The organism is Providencia sp. LY12, assembly GCF_057621555.1.
Genome location: NZ_CM172594.1, coordinates 361,815 through 380,174, shown reverse-complemented (window position 1 = coordinate 380,174; position 18,360 = coordinate 361,815). Strand labels below are relative to the sequence as shown.

The following is an 18,360-nucleotide window of genomic DNA, read 5'->3' as shown; positions in this document are numbered from 1 at the left end:
AAAATCATGGGATTATATTCACAAGAATATAACAACATTCAAAATTTGATAATAATTGCTTTAAATACAATGGAATAAAATAGCAGCAGCCAGACTAAATTAGATTGCCCTTCATGTTGTGTATTTCATGGACAATATGTTTTTTTACTCTAAAATAAGCTCCATATTTAGTGCTAATTTTAGAGGTTGCTATGTATACCAAAACGCTTCTTGCTAAAAAAACATCATCAATTAGCGAATTTAAAAAAAATCCCTCCGCCGCAATGAATGAATCAAATGGAGAGCCTGTTGCCATTTTGAGCCACAACAAAGCGATCTTCTACTGCGTACCTACCGATTTATTCGAGCTAATGGTAGAAAAACTTGGCGATCAACTCCTATTAGAAAAAGCAATCGCACGCATGGATGATGATGAAATAGAAGTAAGTTGGGATGACTTATAATGGAAAAAAATTTTAGCGTAAAACTAACGTTTAAACCCTTAGCTAAAAAAGAATGGGACTCCCTTAATTCATCAATAAAAGATAAATTTAAAAAAATCCTACGTAAAAGAGCAGAGTCTTATGAACTACTTACAGCTCCCAGTAATCGGCTGTCCCTTCAATACAATTGCTATAAAATCAAATTGAAAAAGGACGGATACCGTTTAGCCTACACAGTAAAAAGTGATGATGTTGGTAATGTGCAGGTGACAGTTTCTGTCATCGCTGTAGATAGACGCGATGAGATATACAATGAACTCAATAAGCGCCTAAAAGATTAAGCAATAGCTGAATTTATTTACTAATTAAGAAAAAATGCAAAGAAAGACTTTATGATAAGAGGATGACTAACAAGAATCACCCTCTCTATTCGACGATATTACAGCAAACAGTATTAAGGCTTTTTAATCACTTCCGCAGAAATAATCGTAATAGGTTCAACAGGAACATTTTGATATGGACCTACGTTCTCTGTTTTCACTTTAGAAATTTTGTCTGCAACATCCATTCCTTTAACAACTTTACCAAATACCGCATAGCCGAAATCACGTTGGCCGTGATCTAAAAACGCATTATCAGCAACATTAATAAAGAATTGGCTGGTTGCACTGTCTTTATTTGCGCTACGAGCCATTGAAATAGTGCCACGTAAATTACGTAATCCATTATCAGCTTCATTAGCGATTGGTGCACGGGTTTGTTTTTGCTGCAATTCTTTATTAAAACCGCCGCCTTGGATCATAAATCCAGGAATAACACGGTGGAAGGTTGTACCGTTGTAATAACCTTCATTAACATATTGCAGGAAGTTTTCAGTACTAACAGGGGCTTTTTTACTATTGAGTTCTAACTCAATATTACCTGCGGAGGTGACTAATTTGACGTAAGTTTCACCCGCGGCTAATGCAAGAGAAGTTGTGCTCATTGCACAGATTGCCAATAATGGCACAAAAATTCGTTTCAACATTCAAGATCCCTTTTGTTAATACCCAAAAACATATTAATGCCCAATTCTAGAGCGAAGCGGGAGTAATTGCTAAAGATTTACCTATATTTACGCCAAATAGTTAAATTTCGCTGAATTAAATTAATTGTAGAGTAATTTAATGAAAAAGCCTTCGCTTAATGTCATTCTCAAATAGATATCGCACCAAATATCCCCCTTTTGTTGTTTGTATGCTATTCAGTCGCTATAATCCCCCAGCCTTTTGAGGCTACTCAGGGAGAACCACCAATGGCAATTAAAAACCACAACTACCACATGACAAAATTTGTCATCAGTGCCCCCGATATCCGTCATCTACCAAAAGATACGGGCATTGAGGTGGCGTTTGCTGGCCGATCTAACGCGGGCAAATCCAGTGCATTAAATGCATTAACACAGCAAAAAAGCTTAGCGCGAACCAGTAAAACACCGGGAAGAACTCAGCTTATCAACCTGTTTGAAGTTGAAGAGGGCATTCGCCTAGTTGACCTTCCGGGCTACGGTTATGCCGAAGTACCTGAAGAGATGAAGCGCAAATGGCAGCAAGCTCTCGGTGAATATTTACAGAAAAGAGAATGTATCAAAGGGTTAGTGATTTTGATGGATATCCGTCATCCATTAAAAGATCTCGATATGCAGATGATCGAATGGTCAGTCGCCATGAGCATTCCTGTTCTTGTTCTACTCACCAAAGCGGATAAGCTCGCTTCAGGCGCAAGAAAGAAACAGTTAATGGAAGTTCGCCAAGCATTAGCACCGTTATCTGCGGAAGGCGATATTGAAGTGGAATATTTCTCTGCACTGAAAAAAATGGGTATCGATAAATTACGTATCAAACTCGACAGTTGGTACAGTAACGCCGCAGAATAACCTTTTCATTCCTTGTACGCCCATGCGGCGTACAACGGTCTATGCCGTTAGCGCATCAAAAATTTACGCAAAAAAAATGCTCCCGTCAAAAACTTGACTGGAGCAGCTAATATTCAGCTAAATCCGATTACGTGAAGTAAAAGGTCTGAAAGATAGAACATCTTACCTCTGTACCCTACGCCTGATAATGTACTTTATTTTCCGCTCGAAAAAAAGGCTTTTTGTAGTTTTTTTTCAAAGCTTACTACGATTCAGCCCTGTATATTGCCTAGTAATTCGTTAAAAACGTATTTTTACTACATATTTATGAGATCTAAGTCGCATAATAACAACCTTCGCCATCCCAACGATATATTTAAAATTCAGTGTTTTACCCATGAATTATGTGAAATTTAAAGGGAATAAAACGCCTCCAAATTTCTGCGTAAATACCACTATAAAAAATATCCTAAACATAAAAAAACACCCCAAACATTGTCGCCAACATTCGGGGTGCCTTACATTATCTTTTGCTATTCGCTTTTAGGTTTTATTAAGAGTTTTTTCTCTTTATCTCTTACCCAACCAATACTCTAAATAGTTCATGTTGTGGCAAGGCGGTGAGCGAAGACAGCTTGGGGAGCATACACAAGTATGTGACCCAAGTGGCTGAGTGAAACCAACACAGCCACAACACGAAATATAACGAGTATTTAGTTCGCGGCTGTAGGTAGGCGGCAAACGAGGATATCCCTCGGAGCATACACAAGTATGTGACTAGGGTTGCCGAGTACAGCCAACACCCCTACAGCCCGAAATATGACGAGTATTGCTGATTAATGGGCTTCGTCCCAGTTCGAGCCAACACCCACCTCCACTTTGAGAGGAACATCCAGCGTCATACTCTGCTCCATCAGCGCCTGAACCTTCGCTTGCACCTTCTCTAGCTCGGACTCTTTGACTTCAAACACCAGTTCATCGTGCACCTGCATAAGCATATCCGCATCTGGTTTTTCGGTTTCGAGCCAATTATCTACTGCTATCATCGCTTTTTTGATGATATCGGCTGCGGTGCCTTGCATTGGGGCGTTGATCGCTTCGCGTTCTGCCGCTTTACGGCGCATACCGTTACTCGATTTAATATCTGCAAGATACAATCTACGCCCTTCTAATGTCTCAACATAACCTTGTTCAGACGCTTGCAGGCGGGTATTTTCCATATAACGCAGCACACCTGGATAACGCTCAAAGTAGAGATCCATATAACGCTGCGCTTCTCCACGTGGGATGCCTAACTGGCGAGCCAAACCAAATGCACTCATGCCATAAATCAAACCGAAGTTAATCGCTTTTGCACTACGGCGTTGGTCGCTGGTGACTTCCTCTAACGGAACACCAAATACCTCGGCTGCGGTGGCTCTATGGATATCTTTCCCTTCCGCAAACGCCTTCAATAAGCCTTTATCTTGGGAAAGGTGCGCCATAATACGCAATTCAATTTGTGAATAGTCCGCTGCCATCACTTTGTAGCCATCACGCGCCACAAACGCTTGGCGGATACGTCGACCTTCTTCGGTACGCACTGGAATATTTTGCAAGTTCGGGTCACGGGAAGATAAACGTCCCGTCGCTGTTACTGCTTGGTGATAAGAGGTATGCACGCGATGAGTTTTTGGATTAATCATCAGCGGCAGCTTATCCGTATAAGTAGATTTTAGCTTCGCTAAGCTACGATGCTCTAACAGTAATTTTGGTAGTGCATGGTTTAATGCCAGCTCTTCCAACACTTCTTCGTTGGTTGAAGCAGCGCCACTTGGTGTTTTCTTGATAACTGGCAATTGCAGCTTTTCGAATAAAATCGTCTGCAACTGTTTCGGAGATGCCAGATTGAACTCTTCACCCGCTAACTCAAACGCCTGTTTTTCCAACTCCGCTAAACGCGCGGTGATCACCTGAGACTGCGCCCCTAATGCCGCCGCATCAATCAGCACACCTTTGCGCTCCATACGTACCAACACTGGCACCAACGGCATTTCGATATTTTGGAAAACGTGGGCTAATTTTGGCTCTGCTTCCAGTTGCGGATACAGCGCTTGATGCAGTAACAATGTCACATCCGCATCTTCCGCCGCATAGTTTGCCGCTTGCTCCAATGGGATTTGGTTAAAGGTTAACTGCTTTTTGCCTTTACCCGCTATCTCTTCAAAACTCACGGTTTTATGGTTGAGATGGCGATCTGCAAGGCTGTCCATATCATGGCGCCCCATGCCTGCTACACTGTTCAACACATAAGATTCCAGCATAGTGTCAAACTTGATGCCTTTTAGCGAAATATCGCAATTTAACAACACTTCCGCATCGTATTTTAGGTTCTGACCGATTTTGCCGATTTTCTCATTTTCTAAGATAGGCTTCATCGCTGCCAAAACGTCTTTTAAAGGCAACTGATCTGGCGCATCAAGATAGTCATGCCCGACAGGTAAATAGGCGGCATGACCGGCTTCGATAGCAAAAGACATACCCACTAAACGAGCTTCTTGGGTATCCAGGCTGTCAGTTTCTGTATCAAAGGCAAACAGCGTCGCTTCGCTGAGTTTTTTCACCCAACTATCTAACTGTTCTTTATCGAGAATTGTTTGGTAATTTTCAGCACATAGTGTTGGGACGGCAGGCTTAGATTTTGCCGCAGGCTGGCTTGCTGGTGCACGGTAACTTTCTGCGGCTTTAGTTGGTTTCGCCCCTTTGCCGTCCATCCAGCTACCATTTTCAACATCGGCCAACCAGCGTTTAAATTCATAACGGCTAAACAGTGAATGAAGTTTATCCGCATCCAGTTCCGTCACCTTGAGTTCTTCACACGGTTTTTCTAGCTCAACATCCGTTTTAATCGTCGCCAGTTGGTAAGATAACAGTGCGAGTTCGCGGTTCTCTTCCATTTTTGGTGCGAGGGTTTTAGAGCCACGGAAACCGAGTGGAGCAATCGCATCTAAGTTTTTATAGATATCGTCTAAGCTACCAATACCTTGCAATAATGCTAATGCGGTTTTTTCACCGACACCCGGCACACCCGGAATATTATCGGATGAGTCACCCATTAAGGCTAAAAAGTCGATAATTAGGCTTGGTGGAACCCCATACTTCGCTTCCACTTCTTCAGGACCTAAGATGGTGTTGGTCATGGTGTTGATCAGGGTGATATTCGGTTCAACCAACTGTGCCATATCTTTATCGCCCGTACTGATCAGCACTGGCATCCCTTTGCTGCTCGCTTCACGCGCCAACGTACCGATGACGTCATCCGCTTCCACACCAGGTACCACTAGCAGCGGCAGCCCCATAGCTTCCACCATTTCATGCAATGGTGCAATTTGAGCGCGCAGATCGTCCGGCATTGGCGGACGATGGGATTTGTAGCTTTCAAACAGTTCATCACGGAACGTTTTTCCCTTAGCATCAAAGACAACCGCCACATGACTCGGGGTATATTGCATGATTAGGCTACGCAGCATATTCAACACGCCATACATCGCTCCGGTAGGTTCACCAGCGCTGTTGGTCAATGGAGGGAATGCATGATAAGCACGGTACAGGTAGGAAGAGCCATCTACCAAAATAAGGGGATTTTCAGCAATCTGAGCCATAATCTGTCATCATCTTTTTTATCGGGAATGAATGGGGGATAGGATGCCACATTGTGGCTTCAGATACACCTTGAGATTCAATTTCCCGCTGAGTTATCCCATTTCTTATGCGATAACTTCCTGTGGATAACTTTGTGAGTAAAATTTAGTTATCTAACGGATTCAATGAGTAAGAGAATTGCAAGAAGAAAACAATAAAATAAAATCAATAAGTTAGCTAATGAGGCTTTGATTTATCGCAAATCAGAGGGGATGGTCGAATTGTGGATATTGATAACGGACAATCAGCAAATAAAAAGATAGCGGCACATTGCCGCTATCTTCACAGATTATTTTTTGCTAACTAAGAAGTTCACAACTTTTGAGTATTCTTTAGCATAATCCTCTGCGTTATCGACAGAAATTCCGTTATTACGGATTTGATATTTACCATCGACGAATAATGCTGGCACGCCACGCAGTTTTAAATCTTGTGCGGCATTTTGTTGCTTAGCAACTAACGATTTCACGACAAAGCTATTTAGCGCTGCATCGTATTCTTCACCCGTTACGCCCGCTTTGATAAATGCATTACGGATATCCGCAGGGGTATTGATCGTTTGGGTTTTCTGAATGCCTTCAAACAGAATTGGCGTCACTTTATCTTCAACTTTCAGCACCATCGCCACAGCCCACGCTTGAGTCATTTGAGCACCTAGAGGGCCTAAAAAATCAACGTGATAACGCGCTTTAGTGACACCTTCTGGCAGGTTTTTCTCTACCGTTTGTGGCACTTTGTAGATGCTTTCAAACTGATAGCAGTGTGGGCAATAGAATGAGAAAAACTCCAGAACTTGCGGTAAGTCTTGTACCGGAGGCTTAACATCCGTGTACTCTTTACCTTCTGAATAATTTGCTGCCGCAGCACCAAAAGACATGGCAATACCAATCAAAGCCAACATGATTTTTTTCATAGAAAACTTTCTCCAAAAACACAGTCTTAAATATTAAAATTGCGGGTTCAATTGCAAAGGAGCATCTAACAACCGCTCAGTTTGCTGTGCAAACTCGATAGATTGCTTTTGCCAAAAATCAGCAGATTGGATCCAAGAAAATGCTTTCGGGAAAGCGGGATCTTGCCAGCGACGAAGGATCCATCCTAAATAATGCACCATTCGCATCGCACGTAGCGGTTCAATCAGCTTTAACTCACGTACATCAAAATCACAAAACTCGTTATACGCTTCTAATAACGTATCCAGTTGGATAATCTGCTCTTGGCGTGAACCATTAAGCAACATCCATAAATCTTGCACCGCAGGACCATTGCGTGCATCGTCAAAATCCACCAGCCACGCTTCATCACGCCACAAAATATTGCCAGGATGGCAATCCCCTTGCAGGCGAATAAAAGATTGTTGAGCAGGCCACAGGGCTTTAACTTGGGCAATCAACTTATCCAATGAATCTATCAATGGTGCTTTATCACGCTCAGTAATTAATGAACTGGAGGCGATAATATTTCTCGGTTGGTCGAGATACTCTTCCACACCAAGAGTCGGACGAAATGCAAAGTTTCGCTGTTTACCGATTTGATGCACTCGCCCTAATAAATGACCAACACCCTCAAGCTGGAATAAGTTGTCCGTTTCATATTGGCGTCCTCCGATACTCGGAAAGAGTGCAAACATAAACCCACCAAACTCTAATACCGTTTGTCCGGCAAATTCTAAAGGCGCAGCCACCGATAAGCCTTCATCTTGCAGCTCAAGGGTAAAATCATGCTCTTCTTGAATTTGAGAACGGTTCCAGCGCTCAGGACGATAAAATTTCACCACATAGCGTTGGCGATTTTCATCCTGAAATTGGTAAACGCGATTTTCGTAGCTGTTAAGCTCTGTCAGCCCTGATTCTGGGTAAATCCCCGCTTCCATCAGCGCATCAAGGATCAAATCAGGGGAGATCCCACTAAAGTGGAAGCTCGATTGTTCTGTTAAATCCATGTTCATTTAATCTTTTATGATGCCACGAGCACGTAGAATGGCCGTTTTAAAATCATCTTCGTAATCTTTTTGAATACCGGGGATCACCGCATTGCTGTCGGTGCCACGCATTTTTAGATGATAAATTAATACGTCGTCTGTCAGTTCAGATAAACTGCCTTTAAAACCCGCTTCATCTGCCAGTTTTTGCAGTAATTGCACTAAATTTAAATCTGAATTGTCCTTCCATACTGGATGCAGAAGTTCGATGACTTCATTTAAACGATGGCATTTCATGTTTATTCCTTATCACGAATATTCGATACAAGTTACCAATAATCCTACAAGAGAAAAAGGGAACAGTTGTCAATCTAAGTAAAGTTTAACCGTTTCTTGTATTAATATTCATTGATTTTATAGGAAAATAGAATAGATTTTAGCTGTTACTATACTCAAAAAACTACTTAAGTTCGTTAAAACATTTTCGCTAAGATTTTCAGAGATATTGAACATGTCATTTCGTCAGTCGATTACAGGCGTGATCCTCGCCGGGGGCAAAGGCACCCGCATGGGTGGCCAAGATAAGGGTTTAATTCCTTTATTGGGTAAGCCGCTATACCGCTATATTATGGAGCGTTTGCAACCGCAAGTCGGTCAATTGATGATCAATGCTAATCGCCACCACGCAGAATATGCACAAAGCCAGCTGCCCGTTTTCACGGATTTAACCGCAGATTTTTCGGGTCCTTTAGCCGGTATGCAAGCAGCACTTCATCAAGTCACCACCGATTGGCTGCTATTTGTCCCTTGTGATGTTCCCGAATTCCCAACTGATTTAGCCGAAAAAATGTTTCGCGAAAAAGGCGAGCACCTTGCCTGCTACGCCTGCGATAACGAACGGGAGCACCCGACATTTACCCTACTCCATCGGTCTCTCCAGAAACCCTTGGATGATTACCTCGCAAGAGGAGATCGCAAACTGATGCTATTTATGCGTGAAATCGATGCAAAAGGCGTCATGTTTACCTCTGAAACCGGCACATTTGCTAATTTAAATACGCCGGAAGATAGCCGTAACTGGGAGTTACAACAAAAAAAATCATGAACCAGAACACGTTACCTCTACTCGGGATCACCGCCTACAGTGGCACCGGGAAAACTACTTTGCTCAAGAAAGTTATCCCTTTACTGAGACAGCGCCATGTTCGTGTGGGCTTAATCAAGCACACGCATCACGATATGGAAATTGATACGCCGGGCAAAGACAGTTATGAATTACGCAAAGCAGGGGCAGACCAAACGTTAGTCGCCAGCAATCAGCGCTGGGCATTAATGACCGAAACCCCTGAATGCAACGAAATGGATCTGAACTATCTCGCTAGCCGCTTTGATCCTGCTTCGTTAGATCTGATTTTAGTGGAAGGATTCAAAAGTGAGCCCATCGATAAAATCGCGCTATTTCGATCCGATGTGGGTAAACCGCTAAACGGCTTAATTGACGAGTATGTCGTGGCGGTTGCCAGCGACGAAATTATTGATACCGACGTTCCCCAATTGGATATCAATAACCCCGAACAGGTGGCGGATTATATTGTCTCTTGGTGGCAGAAAAGCCAGTAAGTTACCACTCTAAATGCCTCATTCGAGGCATTTTTCATGCGCTTTTGCGTACAATCAGCTCAGGTTCAAGCTTGATAAGATTCGGTTGATTCTCTGACTGCGCCCAAATGCCTTCAAGTAAGGTAATCACTTGCTGGGCAATGCGATTTACGGGCTGCGCCAATGTGGTGAGTTGATACCCTTCCCACCCCGCCATCGGAATATCATCACACCCCACGATCCTGAGTTGTTCAGGAACTACGATATTCAGCACTTGGCGACAACAATCCATCACACCCAACGCCAAAGAATCTGCGGCACAAAATAAACCATCCAACGATTGTAGTTGCTGCTGATGCTGCAACGCCGCTTCAAAACCCGCTTGATAACGATAGCTCCCCGCAGATAAGCACATTGACTCAGGATAACCCGCTGCCATTAAATAGTTTTTAAAGCCTTGATGGCGCTCATTTGATGCTTGCCCATCTCCACGCCCTGCCAGAAAGCCCAACCGAGTTAAGCCTAAATTTAATAGATATTTTGCCGCCATTTCTCCGGCTAATTGGTTATCTGTTTGTACTGATGGGATCAACCCCGCAGCATCACTGCGCCCCAGTGTAATTAGCGGTAAAGAGAGCTTTAAGCATTGATGAAAATGCTCCGCTGGCAGTGACCCCACCACAGCGACCACCCCATCAATTTGGTATCCCGATAATTGCAAAATCGCCGCATCAAGGTCGCCCGCCTGTTTCACATTCAATAGCATTGGCTGTTTCCCATGCCCTTGTAATGCGCTGGATAAGGCTTCAAACAAATAGGATTCATACGGGTTCGATAAGTCACTGACAAGGATCGCCACGATATTGGAACGTTTTTTCTGATTAGGCGTACTCAGTGTGCGAGCAAAAAAATTAGGTTGATAGCCCAACTGCTTCGCAGCGTCTAAAATCTTTTGCTGTTTCTTCGGGTGAATACTCGCACCTTCGGTAAATGCCCGTGATACCGACGAACGGGAAACGCCTGCCACTTCAGCCACATCCGATGCCGTCACTTTTCGATTTTGCATCATAATAAGCATTCCCCCTGCTGAGCCAACTGAAGAAACGGATATTCGGCAATATGTTCACGCAGGCTATCTAGGTAACGCGGCTCAATATGATAAAGCCGCCATTGGCTATTAGATTTGGGAGATAACTTTTGCAACCGCTGGTGCAGTGATGCCCAAGAGCCATGACTCGGATGAATATCGAGGGTTTCACACTCCAAGAATACCCAATCACTTTGTAACGCCAGTTGTTCCCCTTGGGGTGAAATCTCACCATCCCCTGAATAAAACAGACTACGCCCCGAACTCGCCGTCAGGTGCAAACTGCGGTTACTGACCGAGTGTTGGGTTAACGCTGTTGTCACTTTCCAATCACCAATAAATTGAATCTCTTCACTATTTTGTTGGATGATCTCAAAACCTAATTGTGTTTTCGGCCAATGGGCAAAAGCAAGAAGAGGCGCCAATAGCGCCCATTGTTCCCGCTGAGCAATAATCGTCAGTGGGCGCTGGCGTCGGTACGAATCCATCCAATTGAGTAACGTGGTGAGCCCAAGGCAGTGATCCGGATGAGTATGAGTCAAATAGATAGCATCCAATTCTTCCACATGCATTTGTCCAAACAGCGCTTGAGGCACCGTCGGACCACAATCCACCAGCAATTGGTAGCCTGATTCTTCCACCAGAATGCTGGCATTGATGCGTTCGCTATCATAAGCATCCCCCGTTCCCACTACCGTAATTTGAAAACTAGGCTGCATGGTTTTTCCTTGTTTTAGCCATTTCAATCCGTTGTTCTTGCTCATCAAAAAGGTGCAACGTCGAACGCGCTAAGCTTATGGGTAACCTGTCCCCCAATCCATAAATCTGGTCACTCTCCACCACAAAATGCTGCCCCTTTAATAAACCATTGCCCTTTAATAAACCATAGTAAAGTCGTGAATGCCCAAGAGGCTCCACCACCGTGATTGGCATAAAGGCATCCGGGTTTTGGCTATCCACCACCACTTGATTAGGACGAACGCCTATACACTCCGTTCCAGCAGGTCGCGAAATATCGATTGAATCGAACATTTGGGGTGGGAGAAAATTCATCACCGGTGACCCAATAAATGACGCTACAAATTTATTGGCTGGCTTCTGGTATAACGTTTCAGGCGTACCGACTTGCTCAATACGTCCTTGATTTAAGACCACAATGCGGTCAGCCAAAGTCATCGCTTCAACTTGGTCGTGAGTCACGTAAATCATGGTGGCTTTCAAGTTTTGATGAAGTTGCTTCAAGTAAATACGCATTTCGCCGCGTAATTTGGCATCAAGGTTTGACAGCGGTTCATCAAACAGAAATAACTCCGGGTCACGCACAATCGCACGCCCAATCGCCACCCGTTGACGCTGCCCACCAGACAGCGCCGATGGTAGTCTGTCAAGCAAATGAGTTAATTGTAAATTCTCGGCGGTTTCCCGTACTTTTTGGGTAATTTCTCGCGCACTCATTCCCGCCATCTTCAGCGGAAATCCCATATTCTTTTCCACGCTCATGTGGGGATATAGCGCATAGGATTGGAACACCATCGCCACTTGTCGCAGTGAGGGATGCACATCATTCAACGGTTGACCATTGAGTTTCAATTCCCCCTCGGTGATGGATTCTAGCCCTGCAATCATGCGTAGCAACGTGGATTTCCCACAGCCAGAAGGACCGACAAACACCACAAATTCGCCATTGTCGATAGTTAAATCCACTTGTGGGATCACGCAATGCCCTGCGTAGCTTTTACCAATATTAATCAGTTCGAGTTTTTTCATGATAAGTGCCTACTATTTCAATCCCATCGAGAAACCACGTAATAAATAGCGCTGCATATAGCCCGCCAGTGCCAGCATTGGCAATGAAGAAACAATCCCTATCGCCATCATTTCTCCCCATGCAGTACCGTCTTCAGTCATAAAATTAGAGATAAATAATGGGATAGTGAATTTGTCTGGCGTATGAATAAATAACAGTGAGAATAAAAACTCATTCCAACCGAGGATCATGGAGAAAATCGCCGTCGCGACTAACCCCGGCGCACAAAGCGGAAAAACGATATAGGCCAAACGATGCAATAAATTCGCTCCATCCATCGCCCCTGCCTCTTCAATTTCTAATGGAATATCGCGAATAAAACCGAGCAGCATCCAGATACAAAACGGCAAGGTATACACCTGATAAGACAAAATCAGCCCAATGCGCGTATTCAGTAACCCGACTTGGTTCATTAAGGAATAGAGCGGAATGGCAATCACAATCGGCGGCATCATTTTGATAATCAATACACCGAGCAAAAACACGTTATCGAGCTTAGCAGGGAAGCGATAACGCACTAAGGCGTAAGCACAAAAGAACGCCAGTACCACTGAGACCGCCGTTGCCCCCACCGAGACTAAAACCGTATTGCCCACTAAGCGCAGCAAATCCCCTTCAAATAGCTTTTCAAACGACGATAAGCTCGGTTGGCTTGGCAGTAATTGCGCCCCCGATTGCATAATTTCAGACGGGGATTTAAACGCCGTGCCGAACATCCAAATAATCGGCAGCGTCATGATCAACACCGCCAACCAAACCAACAATGTGTGTATTTTGGCTTTCATGATCAGCGTCCTTTCATTACGTTGCGGGCATAAATCAATGTCATCAGCAAGGAAATCGCCAACATCACTAACGCCGCCGCACTCGCCATGCCTAAGTCGAAGAAGCGGAAACCGTATTTATAGACAAACATAGATAATGTTTCGGTTGAATTTCCTGGCCCGCCCCCCGTCATCACATACACTTTGTCGAATAACTTAAAGGTGTCGATAGAGCGCAATAAAAATGCCAGCATCAGTTGCTTTTTGATCAGCGGAAGCGTGATGTAGACAAAGGATTTCCAGCCTTTTGCTCCATCCACCATCGCCGCTTCACCAATATCTTTAGGAATGGATTGCAAGCCCGCCAAAATGATCAAAAATGCCATTGGCGTCCATTGCCATGTATCTACTAACGCAATGGAATATAAGGCTAAATCTGGATTGAATAACCACTCTTGGGCGGGTAGCCCCACCGCCACCAGCAGGCTATTTAAGAATCCAAAATCATAGTTGTACCAAGAGCGCCAAATCGAGGAACACACCAGCGTGGAGAGCATCATTGGGTAGATAATGATGGGCAACGCAAATTTGCGCCCAGCAAATTGACGGTTAAACAGCAGCGCTAGCCACAGCCCTAAAAGAACTTGAGCGATGGACGCCACAAGGGTAAAAATGAACGTATTCTTGATTGCAGCCAAAAAGAAAAAATCATCGAACAATTCAGAGAAATTCGACCAGCCAATAAAGTGGTAGCTGTCATCGATATAATCCACTTGCCCAAATGCGTGATACAGCACGGATACGATGGGATACAACGTCAATAATCCCAGCATAATCAACGCTGGGAGGAGTAACCAAAACAACTGTTTACGGTTTTCAAATAACATACTCAGCATTCCATAAAGGCGCTAGAAACTAGCGCCATGAAAAACATCACTATTTTTTTGTGCTGCGCTCAATGCGTTTTTGCGCTTGTTCCAAAGCTTGATCCGCGGTCATTTGCCCCATCATCGCCATTTGCAAAAAGTCCCCAAGAATACTTTCCACTTCAGCCCAATTTTGAATACGTGGGCGCGCTTTACCGGCTTCTAATGCGGCTGCTTGTTGTGGATACCAACGGTATTGACTAACAACTTGCGGGTCTGCATAGACGCTATGGCGCGTTGGCGGTGTCCCGAAGTTTAGTGCTAATGCTTTTTGCATTTCAGCGCTGCTAGCAAATGCAAGGAATTGCTCCGCTTCCACTTTGTTTTTCGCATCTACCGGAATCGCCAACTGCCAAATACCCAGCATAGGTGCTGGCTGTCCGGTTTCTGCTGGTGGCGCCATCATTTCCATTTTGCCGACCACATTCGAGACTTTGGCGTTATCAAGATCCGGCACCCAAGCTGGCCATACTTCGATGGCCATCGCGGCGGTGCCTTTTTGTAATGCATCGCGAACTTCATCGGCGTTAAACACATCCACCCCTTTCGGCGCATATTGCTTCATGGCTAAGAAGGTTTCTAACGCGTGTTTGGCCTGTGGGGTATTCAAGGTCGGTTTTCCGTTACTATCGACAACATCGCCACCATATCCCCACAGAATGGGTAAAAATCCCGTCACGATCGGGTTGCCTTTTACTCCGCGATACACCACGCCATTGGCTTTGCCATCTTGGCTAATGGTTTTCGCTGAGTTCAACACATCCGTCCATGTTTTCGGCTGTTGAAGTTTGTACTGATCGAACAGGTCTTTATTCCACGCGAACATTGCCACGTTACCCACCATTGGCAATGCATAGCTCGCACCTTTGCCGTCTTGGCGACCGATATCCACGGTGGATTGAATAAAGTCTTTATCTTGGAGTGAGTCAGGAAGTGGGGATAACCACTTGTTGGCAAGGAATTCAGGTGCCCATGTGTCATCCATTAAAATCACGTCATAGTTACCGGTTTTCTCGCGCATGGAGAGCACGACGCTTTCATACAGCCCTTTACTCGGACGCTTAACTAACGTGATTTCTGCCTTGGGATTATTTTTTTTATATTCGTCGACAACAAACTGCATCGCATCACCATAGCTGCTGTCTCGTCCGGCAATAATTAATTCAGAGGCGCTAGCGCCAAGTGTTGAGGCTATCAGAGCGGATGCCAATAATGTGCGCTTAATCATTTGCTTCTCCTAGTGGATGTCTCTTGTTCTTTATATGAATTTTCGGTTGAGTTTTTTGCACGCGCGTTCAAATTGCCATGGCAGGCTACGGCTGGAAGATGACAGTTAGATGAAGGTGAAGTGAAGGTTTTATTCTGAATGGCAAAGACGATTGGAATTCAATAGCGGCTTTCTTTAGTATGATGGCAATTCTTTGCATAACATCCTAACTGAGAGCCTAATGACTCGCACCCAACGCTTACTCACACTGATTCAGATCCTGAAAGAGAATCGCTATCCGATCACCGCAGATGCCCTCGCCTGTCAGTTAGAGGTGAGTGTTCGTTCCATTTATCGGGATATTGAATCACTACGCGACCAAGGAGCTGAAATTACTGGTGAAGCGGGCATTGGTTATCAGTTAAAAAGCGGATTATTACTGCCGCCATTGATGTTCGATGAGAATGAACTGGAAGCGCTGATTTTAGGTTTACGCTGGGTACAAAGTAATGCTGATACAGAACTCAAAAACTCTGCCCTGCGCACTCTTAATAAAATTAATGCCGTGGTGGGTAAAGAGGCGCAGATCATCCTAAACAGCAATACGCTATTTGCCCCAACAACCCAACTTAATGAAATTGACGAGCATGTGGCTAAAAATTTGCGTTTGAGTTTACGGGAAGAGCGCAAAGCCAAAATATCGTATGTGGATATTAAAGGGCAATCCAGTGAACGGATTATTTGGCCAATCGCGGTGGGCTATATGAAAGATACCCAAGTGTTAGCGGCATGGTGCGAGCTGCGCCAAAGCTATCGCCATTTCCGCCTAGATAGAATCGAATCTTACACTCTCTTGGGGGAGTCGCTGCCCTACCCGAAAGGCTATTTACTCACCCGCTGGCAGCAAGAAGTCTTGTGTGTCACTCCTGACAATTTCTGACACCGCCTTAGCTTATAGTCAGTGCTCTACTTCATTTAAGGAAAAATCACTATGAGCGAGCTAGTTCTATTTACCAATGCAATGTCCCGCGGCAATACCGTTGATTTACTATTAAAAATGATGGACGTTCCCTATAAGCGCATTGAATTAGCTTATGGTGCAGAGATGCACACCAAGGAATATCTTGCCATTAATCCGATGGCAAAAGTGCCCGCTTTAGTTGATGGTGATGTGATTGTGACTGAGTGTGCGGCGATTTGTCTTTATTTAGCCGATAAATTTATTGAAAAGGGCTTTGCTCCTGCATTAAATAGCCCTGACCGTGGTGCTTACTATCGCTGGTTTTTATTCACCGCAGGCCCGATTGAATCTGCGTTTACCGTCCTTAATTTAGGTGTGGAATTAACAGAAGAACAGCAAAAATCGTCAGGCTTTGGTAGCGTTGAACGCACTTTAGCGACGCTAGATGTCTGCCTCGCCAGTGCCAAACCGTATATTTGCGGTGAAACATTAACCGCGGTGGATGTGTATGTGGGCTGCTTTGTGATGTTTTTAATCAAGTATTGCGGATATACCGCAACACCGCCGATGCAAACCTATATGGATAGCCTAGCAACACACCCAGAAATTGCTGCGCTGCTAGCGATGTAGTACCTATTATCATCACCGTGAAATGCAAAAAGGCGCAGAATTAACCTGCGCCTTTTTAATTTCTCACTAAAGAGAGTTAAACGATGCTTAACGCATTGTCACAAACTCTTCGGCAGCAGTTGGATGGATTGCGACAGTGTTGTCGAAATCTTTCTTGGTTGCGCCCATTTTGAGAGCGACCGCGAAGCCTTGCAGCATTTCATCCATACCAAAACCGATACCGTGGATGCCGACAATTTTCTCTTCTTTACCCACACATACCAGCTTCATGCGGCATGGTTGGCGATGAGAAGTGACTGCGGTATACATCGCGGTAAATGAAGATTTATAGCATTTCACTGCATCTGCACCATATTTTTCAATGGCTTCTGGCTCAGTTAAACCCACTGTACCAATTGGCGGATGGCTGAATACAACCGTTGGCACGTTGGTGTAATCTAAATGTTCGTCAGGTTTGTTGTTAAATAAGCGCTCAGACAGACGGCGACCCGCAGCAACAGCGACTGGCGTTAACTCTACCGCGCCAGTGTTATCGCCCACTGCGTAAACGCCAGCCACATTGGTATTCTGATATTTATCGACTTTAATATAGCCTTTCGCATTTAGCTCAACGCCTGCCGCTTCAATATTCAGGTTATCCGTCATTGGCTCACGACCGATTGCCCAAATCAGCGCATCAACAGTTTGCTCGTGACCATTTTCTAATTTTAATGTCAGTGAACCGTCTGCATTTTTGACCACTTCTTTCGGAATGGATTCTGTGTGCAACGTTGGACCTTCTGCATTCATCACTTCCACTAACGTTTCAACAATAAGCGGGTCAAACGCACGCAGTGGAGCATGTTTACGCACAAACAGGTGCGCTTCACTACCTAAACCATTTAGTACGCCAGCCAGTTCAACGGCAATGTAGCCCGCACCGACAACAGCAACACGCTTAGGCAACGCTTCCAGCTCAAAGAAACCGTCAGAAGTCATGCCATATTCTGCACCTGGGATCTCAGGGATCACCGGACGACCACCCGTTGCGATCAAAATATGATCCGCGGTGTAAATCTCGCCATTCACTTCAACGGTATGTGCATCAACAAAACGAGCAAAACCTTTGATCACATCGACTTTGTTATTGCCAAGTACGCGATCGTAAGATTGGTGGATACGGTCGATATAAGCAGTACGACTCTCAATTAATTTCTTCCAGTTGAAATCATTGATAGTGGTATCGAAACCATAGTCTGGACCATAGGCGCGAATAGCTTCAGAAATTTGCGCTGCATGCCACATCACTTTTTTCGGTACACAACCGACGTTAACACAAGTGCCGCCTAACTCTTTAGCTTCAATCAGGGCACACTTTTGTCCGTACATCGCCGCACGGTTCATAGACGCAATACCGCCGCTACCGCCGCCAATTGCAATATAGTCGTAATGTTTGCTCATAACTTGGTTGTTCCCATTTGT

20 protein-coding genes are annotated in these 18,360 nt (G+C 44.6%); 7 read left to right on the top strand and 13 right to left on the bottom strand.

What is annotated here, in order from left to right; genetic code table 11:
• The first annotated feature begins 191 nt into the window (after positions 1-191).
• Together ACY3ZI_RS01685 and ACY3ZI_RS01680 are read left to right on the top strand one after the other, a co-directional pair.
• Positions 192-443: a type II toxin-antitoxin system Phd/YefM family antitoxin gene (locus tag ACY3ZI_RS01685; protein WP_211887233.1), complete on the top strand. Its 252-nt coding sequence runs from the start codon at positions 192-194 to the stop codon at positions 441-443.
• The gene (locus ACY3ZI_RS01680) at positions 443-763 is read left to right on the top strand and encodes a type II toxin-antitoxin system RelE family toxin (RefSeq protein ID WP_211887231.1); all 321 of its coding nucleotides are present in this window, start codon (positions 443-445) and stop codon (positions 761-763) included. Before ACY3ZI_RS01685 ends, ACY3ZI_RS01680 begins: the two co-directional genes overlap by 1 nt.
• A 113-nt stretch (positions 764-876) precedes the next feature.
• On the opposite strand, the gene ppiA is transcribed toward ACY3ZI_RS01680, so the two are convergent.
• Positions 877-1,449, bottom strand: a complete 573-nt coding sequence (ppiA, locus tag ACY3ZI_RS01675) for a peptidylprolyl isomerase A (RefSeq protein WP_108478750.1) — start codon at positions 1,447-1,449, stop codon at positions 877-879.
• Between the two features lie 267 nt (positions 1,450-1,716).
• On the opposite strand from ppiA, the gene yihA reads away from it, so the two are divergent.
• Positions 1,717-2,337 carry a ribosome biogenesis GTP-binding protein YihA/YsxC gene (yihA, locus tag ACY3ZI_RS01670; protein ID WP_132496945.1) on the top strand — a complete coding sequence of 207 codons (621 nt, stop codon included), beginning with the start codon at positions 1,717-1,719 and terminating at the stop codon, positions 2,335-2,337.
• A gap of 113 nt (positions 2,338-2,450) precedes the next feature.
• Here the strand turns inward: yihA and spfP are convergent, their stop codons facing one another.
• The 5 genes from spfP to ACY3ZI_RS01645 form a co-directional block, all read right to left on the bottom strand.
• Positions 2,451-2,498 carry a small protein SpfP gene (gene spfP, locus ACY3ZI_RS01665; protein ID WP_438361642.1) on the bottom strand — a complete coding sequence of 16 codons (48 nt, stop codon included), beginning with the start codon at positions 2,496-2,498 and terminating at the stop codon, positions 2,451-2,453.
• Positions 2,499-3,152: 654 nt separating this feature from the next.
• Positions 3,153-5,957 (bottom strand): DNA polymerase I, encoded by a 2,805-nt coding sequence (gene polA / locus ACY3ZI_RS01660; RefSeq protein WP_211887230.1) that lies wholly within the window; start codon positions 5,955-5,957, stop codon positions 3,153-3,155.
• A 329-nt stretch (positions 5,958-6,286) separates the two neighbouring features.
• The gene (gene dsbA / locus ACY3ZI_RS01655) at positions 6,287-6,910 is read right to left on the bottom strand and encodes a thiol:disulfide interchange protein DsbA (protein ID WP_036948659.1); all 624 of its coding nucleotides are present in this window, start codon (positions 6,908-6,910) and stop codon (positions 6,287-6,289) included.
• A 33-nt stretch (positions 6,911-6,943) separates the two neighbouring features.
• Positions 6,944-7,945, bottom strand: coding sequence for a serine/threonine protein kinase (locus ACY3ZI_RS01650; protein WP_442959117.1), 1,002 nt, complete (start codon positions 7,943-7,945; stop codon positions 6,944-6,946).
• The gene (locus ACY3ZI_RS01645) at positions 7,946-8,215 is read right to left on the bottom strand and encodes a YihD family protein (protein ID WP_006659561.1); all 270 of its coding nucleotides are present in this window, start codon (positions 8,213-8,215) and stop codon (positions 7,946-7,948) included.
• 214 nt (positions 8,216-8,429) lie between these two features.
• Between ACY3ZI_RS01645 and mobA the strand changes: the two genes are divergently transcribed.
• Positions 8,430-9,023, top strand: a complete 594-nt coding sequence (gene mobA / locus ACY3ZI_RS01640; RefSeq protein WP_211887226.1) for a molybdenum cofactor guanylyltransferase MobA — start codon at positions 8,430-8,432, stop codon at positions 9,021-9,023.
• The gene (gene mobB / locus ACY3ZI_RS01635; RefSeq protein ID WP_187128640.1) at positions 9,020-9,538 is read left to right on the top strand and encodes a molybdopterin-guanine dinucleotide biosynthesis protein MobB; all 519 of its coding nucleotides are present in this window, start codon (positions 9,020-9,022) and stop codon (positions 9,536-9,538) included. The genes mobA and mobB overlap by 4 nt, the downstream gene beginning before the upstream one ends.
• 34 nt (positions 9,539-9,572) lie before the next feature.
• Here the strand turns inward: mobB and ACY3ZI_RS01630 are convergent, their stop codons facing one another.
• The 6 genes from ACY3ZI_RS01630 to ACY3ZI_RS01605 are packed head-to-tail and all read right to left on the bottom strand — an operon-like array spanning position 9,573 to position 15,329.
• Entirely contained in the window at positions 9,573-10,586 is a 1,014-nt protein-coding gene (locus tag ACY3ZI_RS01630; RefSeq protein ID WP_487375882.1) for a LacI family DNA-binding transcriptional regulator, read from the bottom strand.
• Positions 10,583-11,323 (bottom strand): ribonuclease Z, encoded by a 741-nt coding sequence (locus tag ACY3ZI_RS01625; RefSeq protein ID WP_487375881.1) that lies wholly within the window; start codon positions 11,321-11,323, stop codon positions 10,583-10,585. Before ACY3ZI_RS01625 ends, ACY3ZI_RS01630 begins: the two co-directional genes overlap by 4 nt.
• Entirely contained in the window at positions 11,313-12,371 is a 1,059-nt protein-coding gene (locus tag ACY3ZI_RS01620) for an ABC transporter ATP-binding protein (protein ID WP_487375880.1), read from the bottom strand. The genes ACY3ZI_RS01625 and ACY3ZI_RS01620 overlap by 11 nt, the downstream gene beginning before the upstream one ends.
• A 12-nt stretch (positions 12,372-12,383) precedes the next feature.
• The gene (locus tag ACY3ZI_RS01615; RefSeq protein WP_211887216.1) at positions 12,384-13,196 is read right to left on the bottom strand and encodes a carbohydrate ABC transporter permease; all 813 of its coding nucleotides are present in this window, start codon (positions 13,194-13,196) and stop codon (positions 12,384-12,386) included.
• Positions 13,197-13,198: 2 nt separating this feature from the next.
• Entirely contained in the window at positions 13,199-14,062 is an 864-nt protein-coding gene (locus ACY3ZI_RS01610) for a carbohydrate ABC transporter permease (protein ID WP_487375879.1), read from the bottom strand.
• Positions 14,063-14,111: 49 nt separating this feature from the next.
• Entirely contained in the window at positions 14,112-15,329 is a 1,218-nt protein-coding gene (locus ACY3ZI_RS01605) for an ABC transporter substrate-binding protein (protein WP_211887213.1), read from the bottom strand.
• A 220-nt stretch (positions 15,330-15,549) separates the two neighbouring features.
• On the opposite strand from ACY3ZI_RS01605, the gene ACY3ZI_RS01600 reads away from it, so the two are divergent.
• Together ACY3ZI_RS01600 and ACY3ZI_RS01595 are read left to right on the top strand one after the other, a co-directional pair.
• Positions 15,550-16,248 (top strand): helix-turn-helix transcriptional regulator, encoded by a 699-nt coding sequence (locus ACY3ZI_RS01600; RefSeq protein ID WP_487375878.1) that lies wholly within the window; start codon positions 15,550-15,552, stop codon positions 16,246-16,248.
• Between the two features lie 51 nt (positions 16,249-16,299).
• Positions 16,300-16,899: a glutathione S-transferase family protein gene (locus ACY3ZI_RS01595; protein ID WP_487375877.1), complete on the top strand. Its 600-nt coding sequence runs from the start codon at positions 16,300-16,302 to the stop codon at positions 16,897-16,899.
• Positions 16,900-16,986: 87 nt separating this feature from the next.
• On the opposite strand, the gene gorA is transcribed toward ACY3ZI_RS01595, so the two are convergent.
• Complete coding sequence (gorA, locus tag ACY3ZI_RS01590) at positions 16,987-18,339, bottom strand: glutathione-disulfide reductase (RefSeq protein WP_154602304.1); 1,353 nt, start codon at positions 18,337-18,339, stop codon at positions 16,987-16,989.
• Between the last annotated feature and the right edge of the window lie 21 nt (positions 18,340-18,360).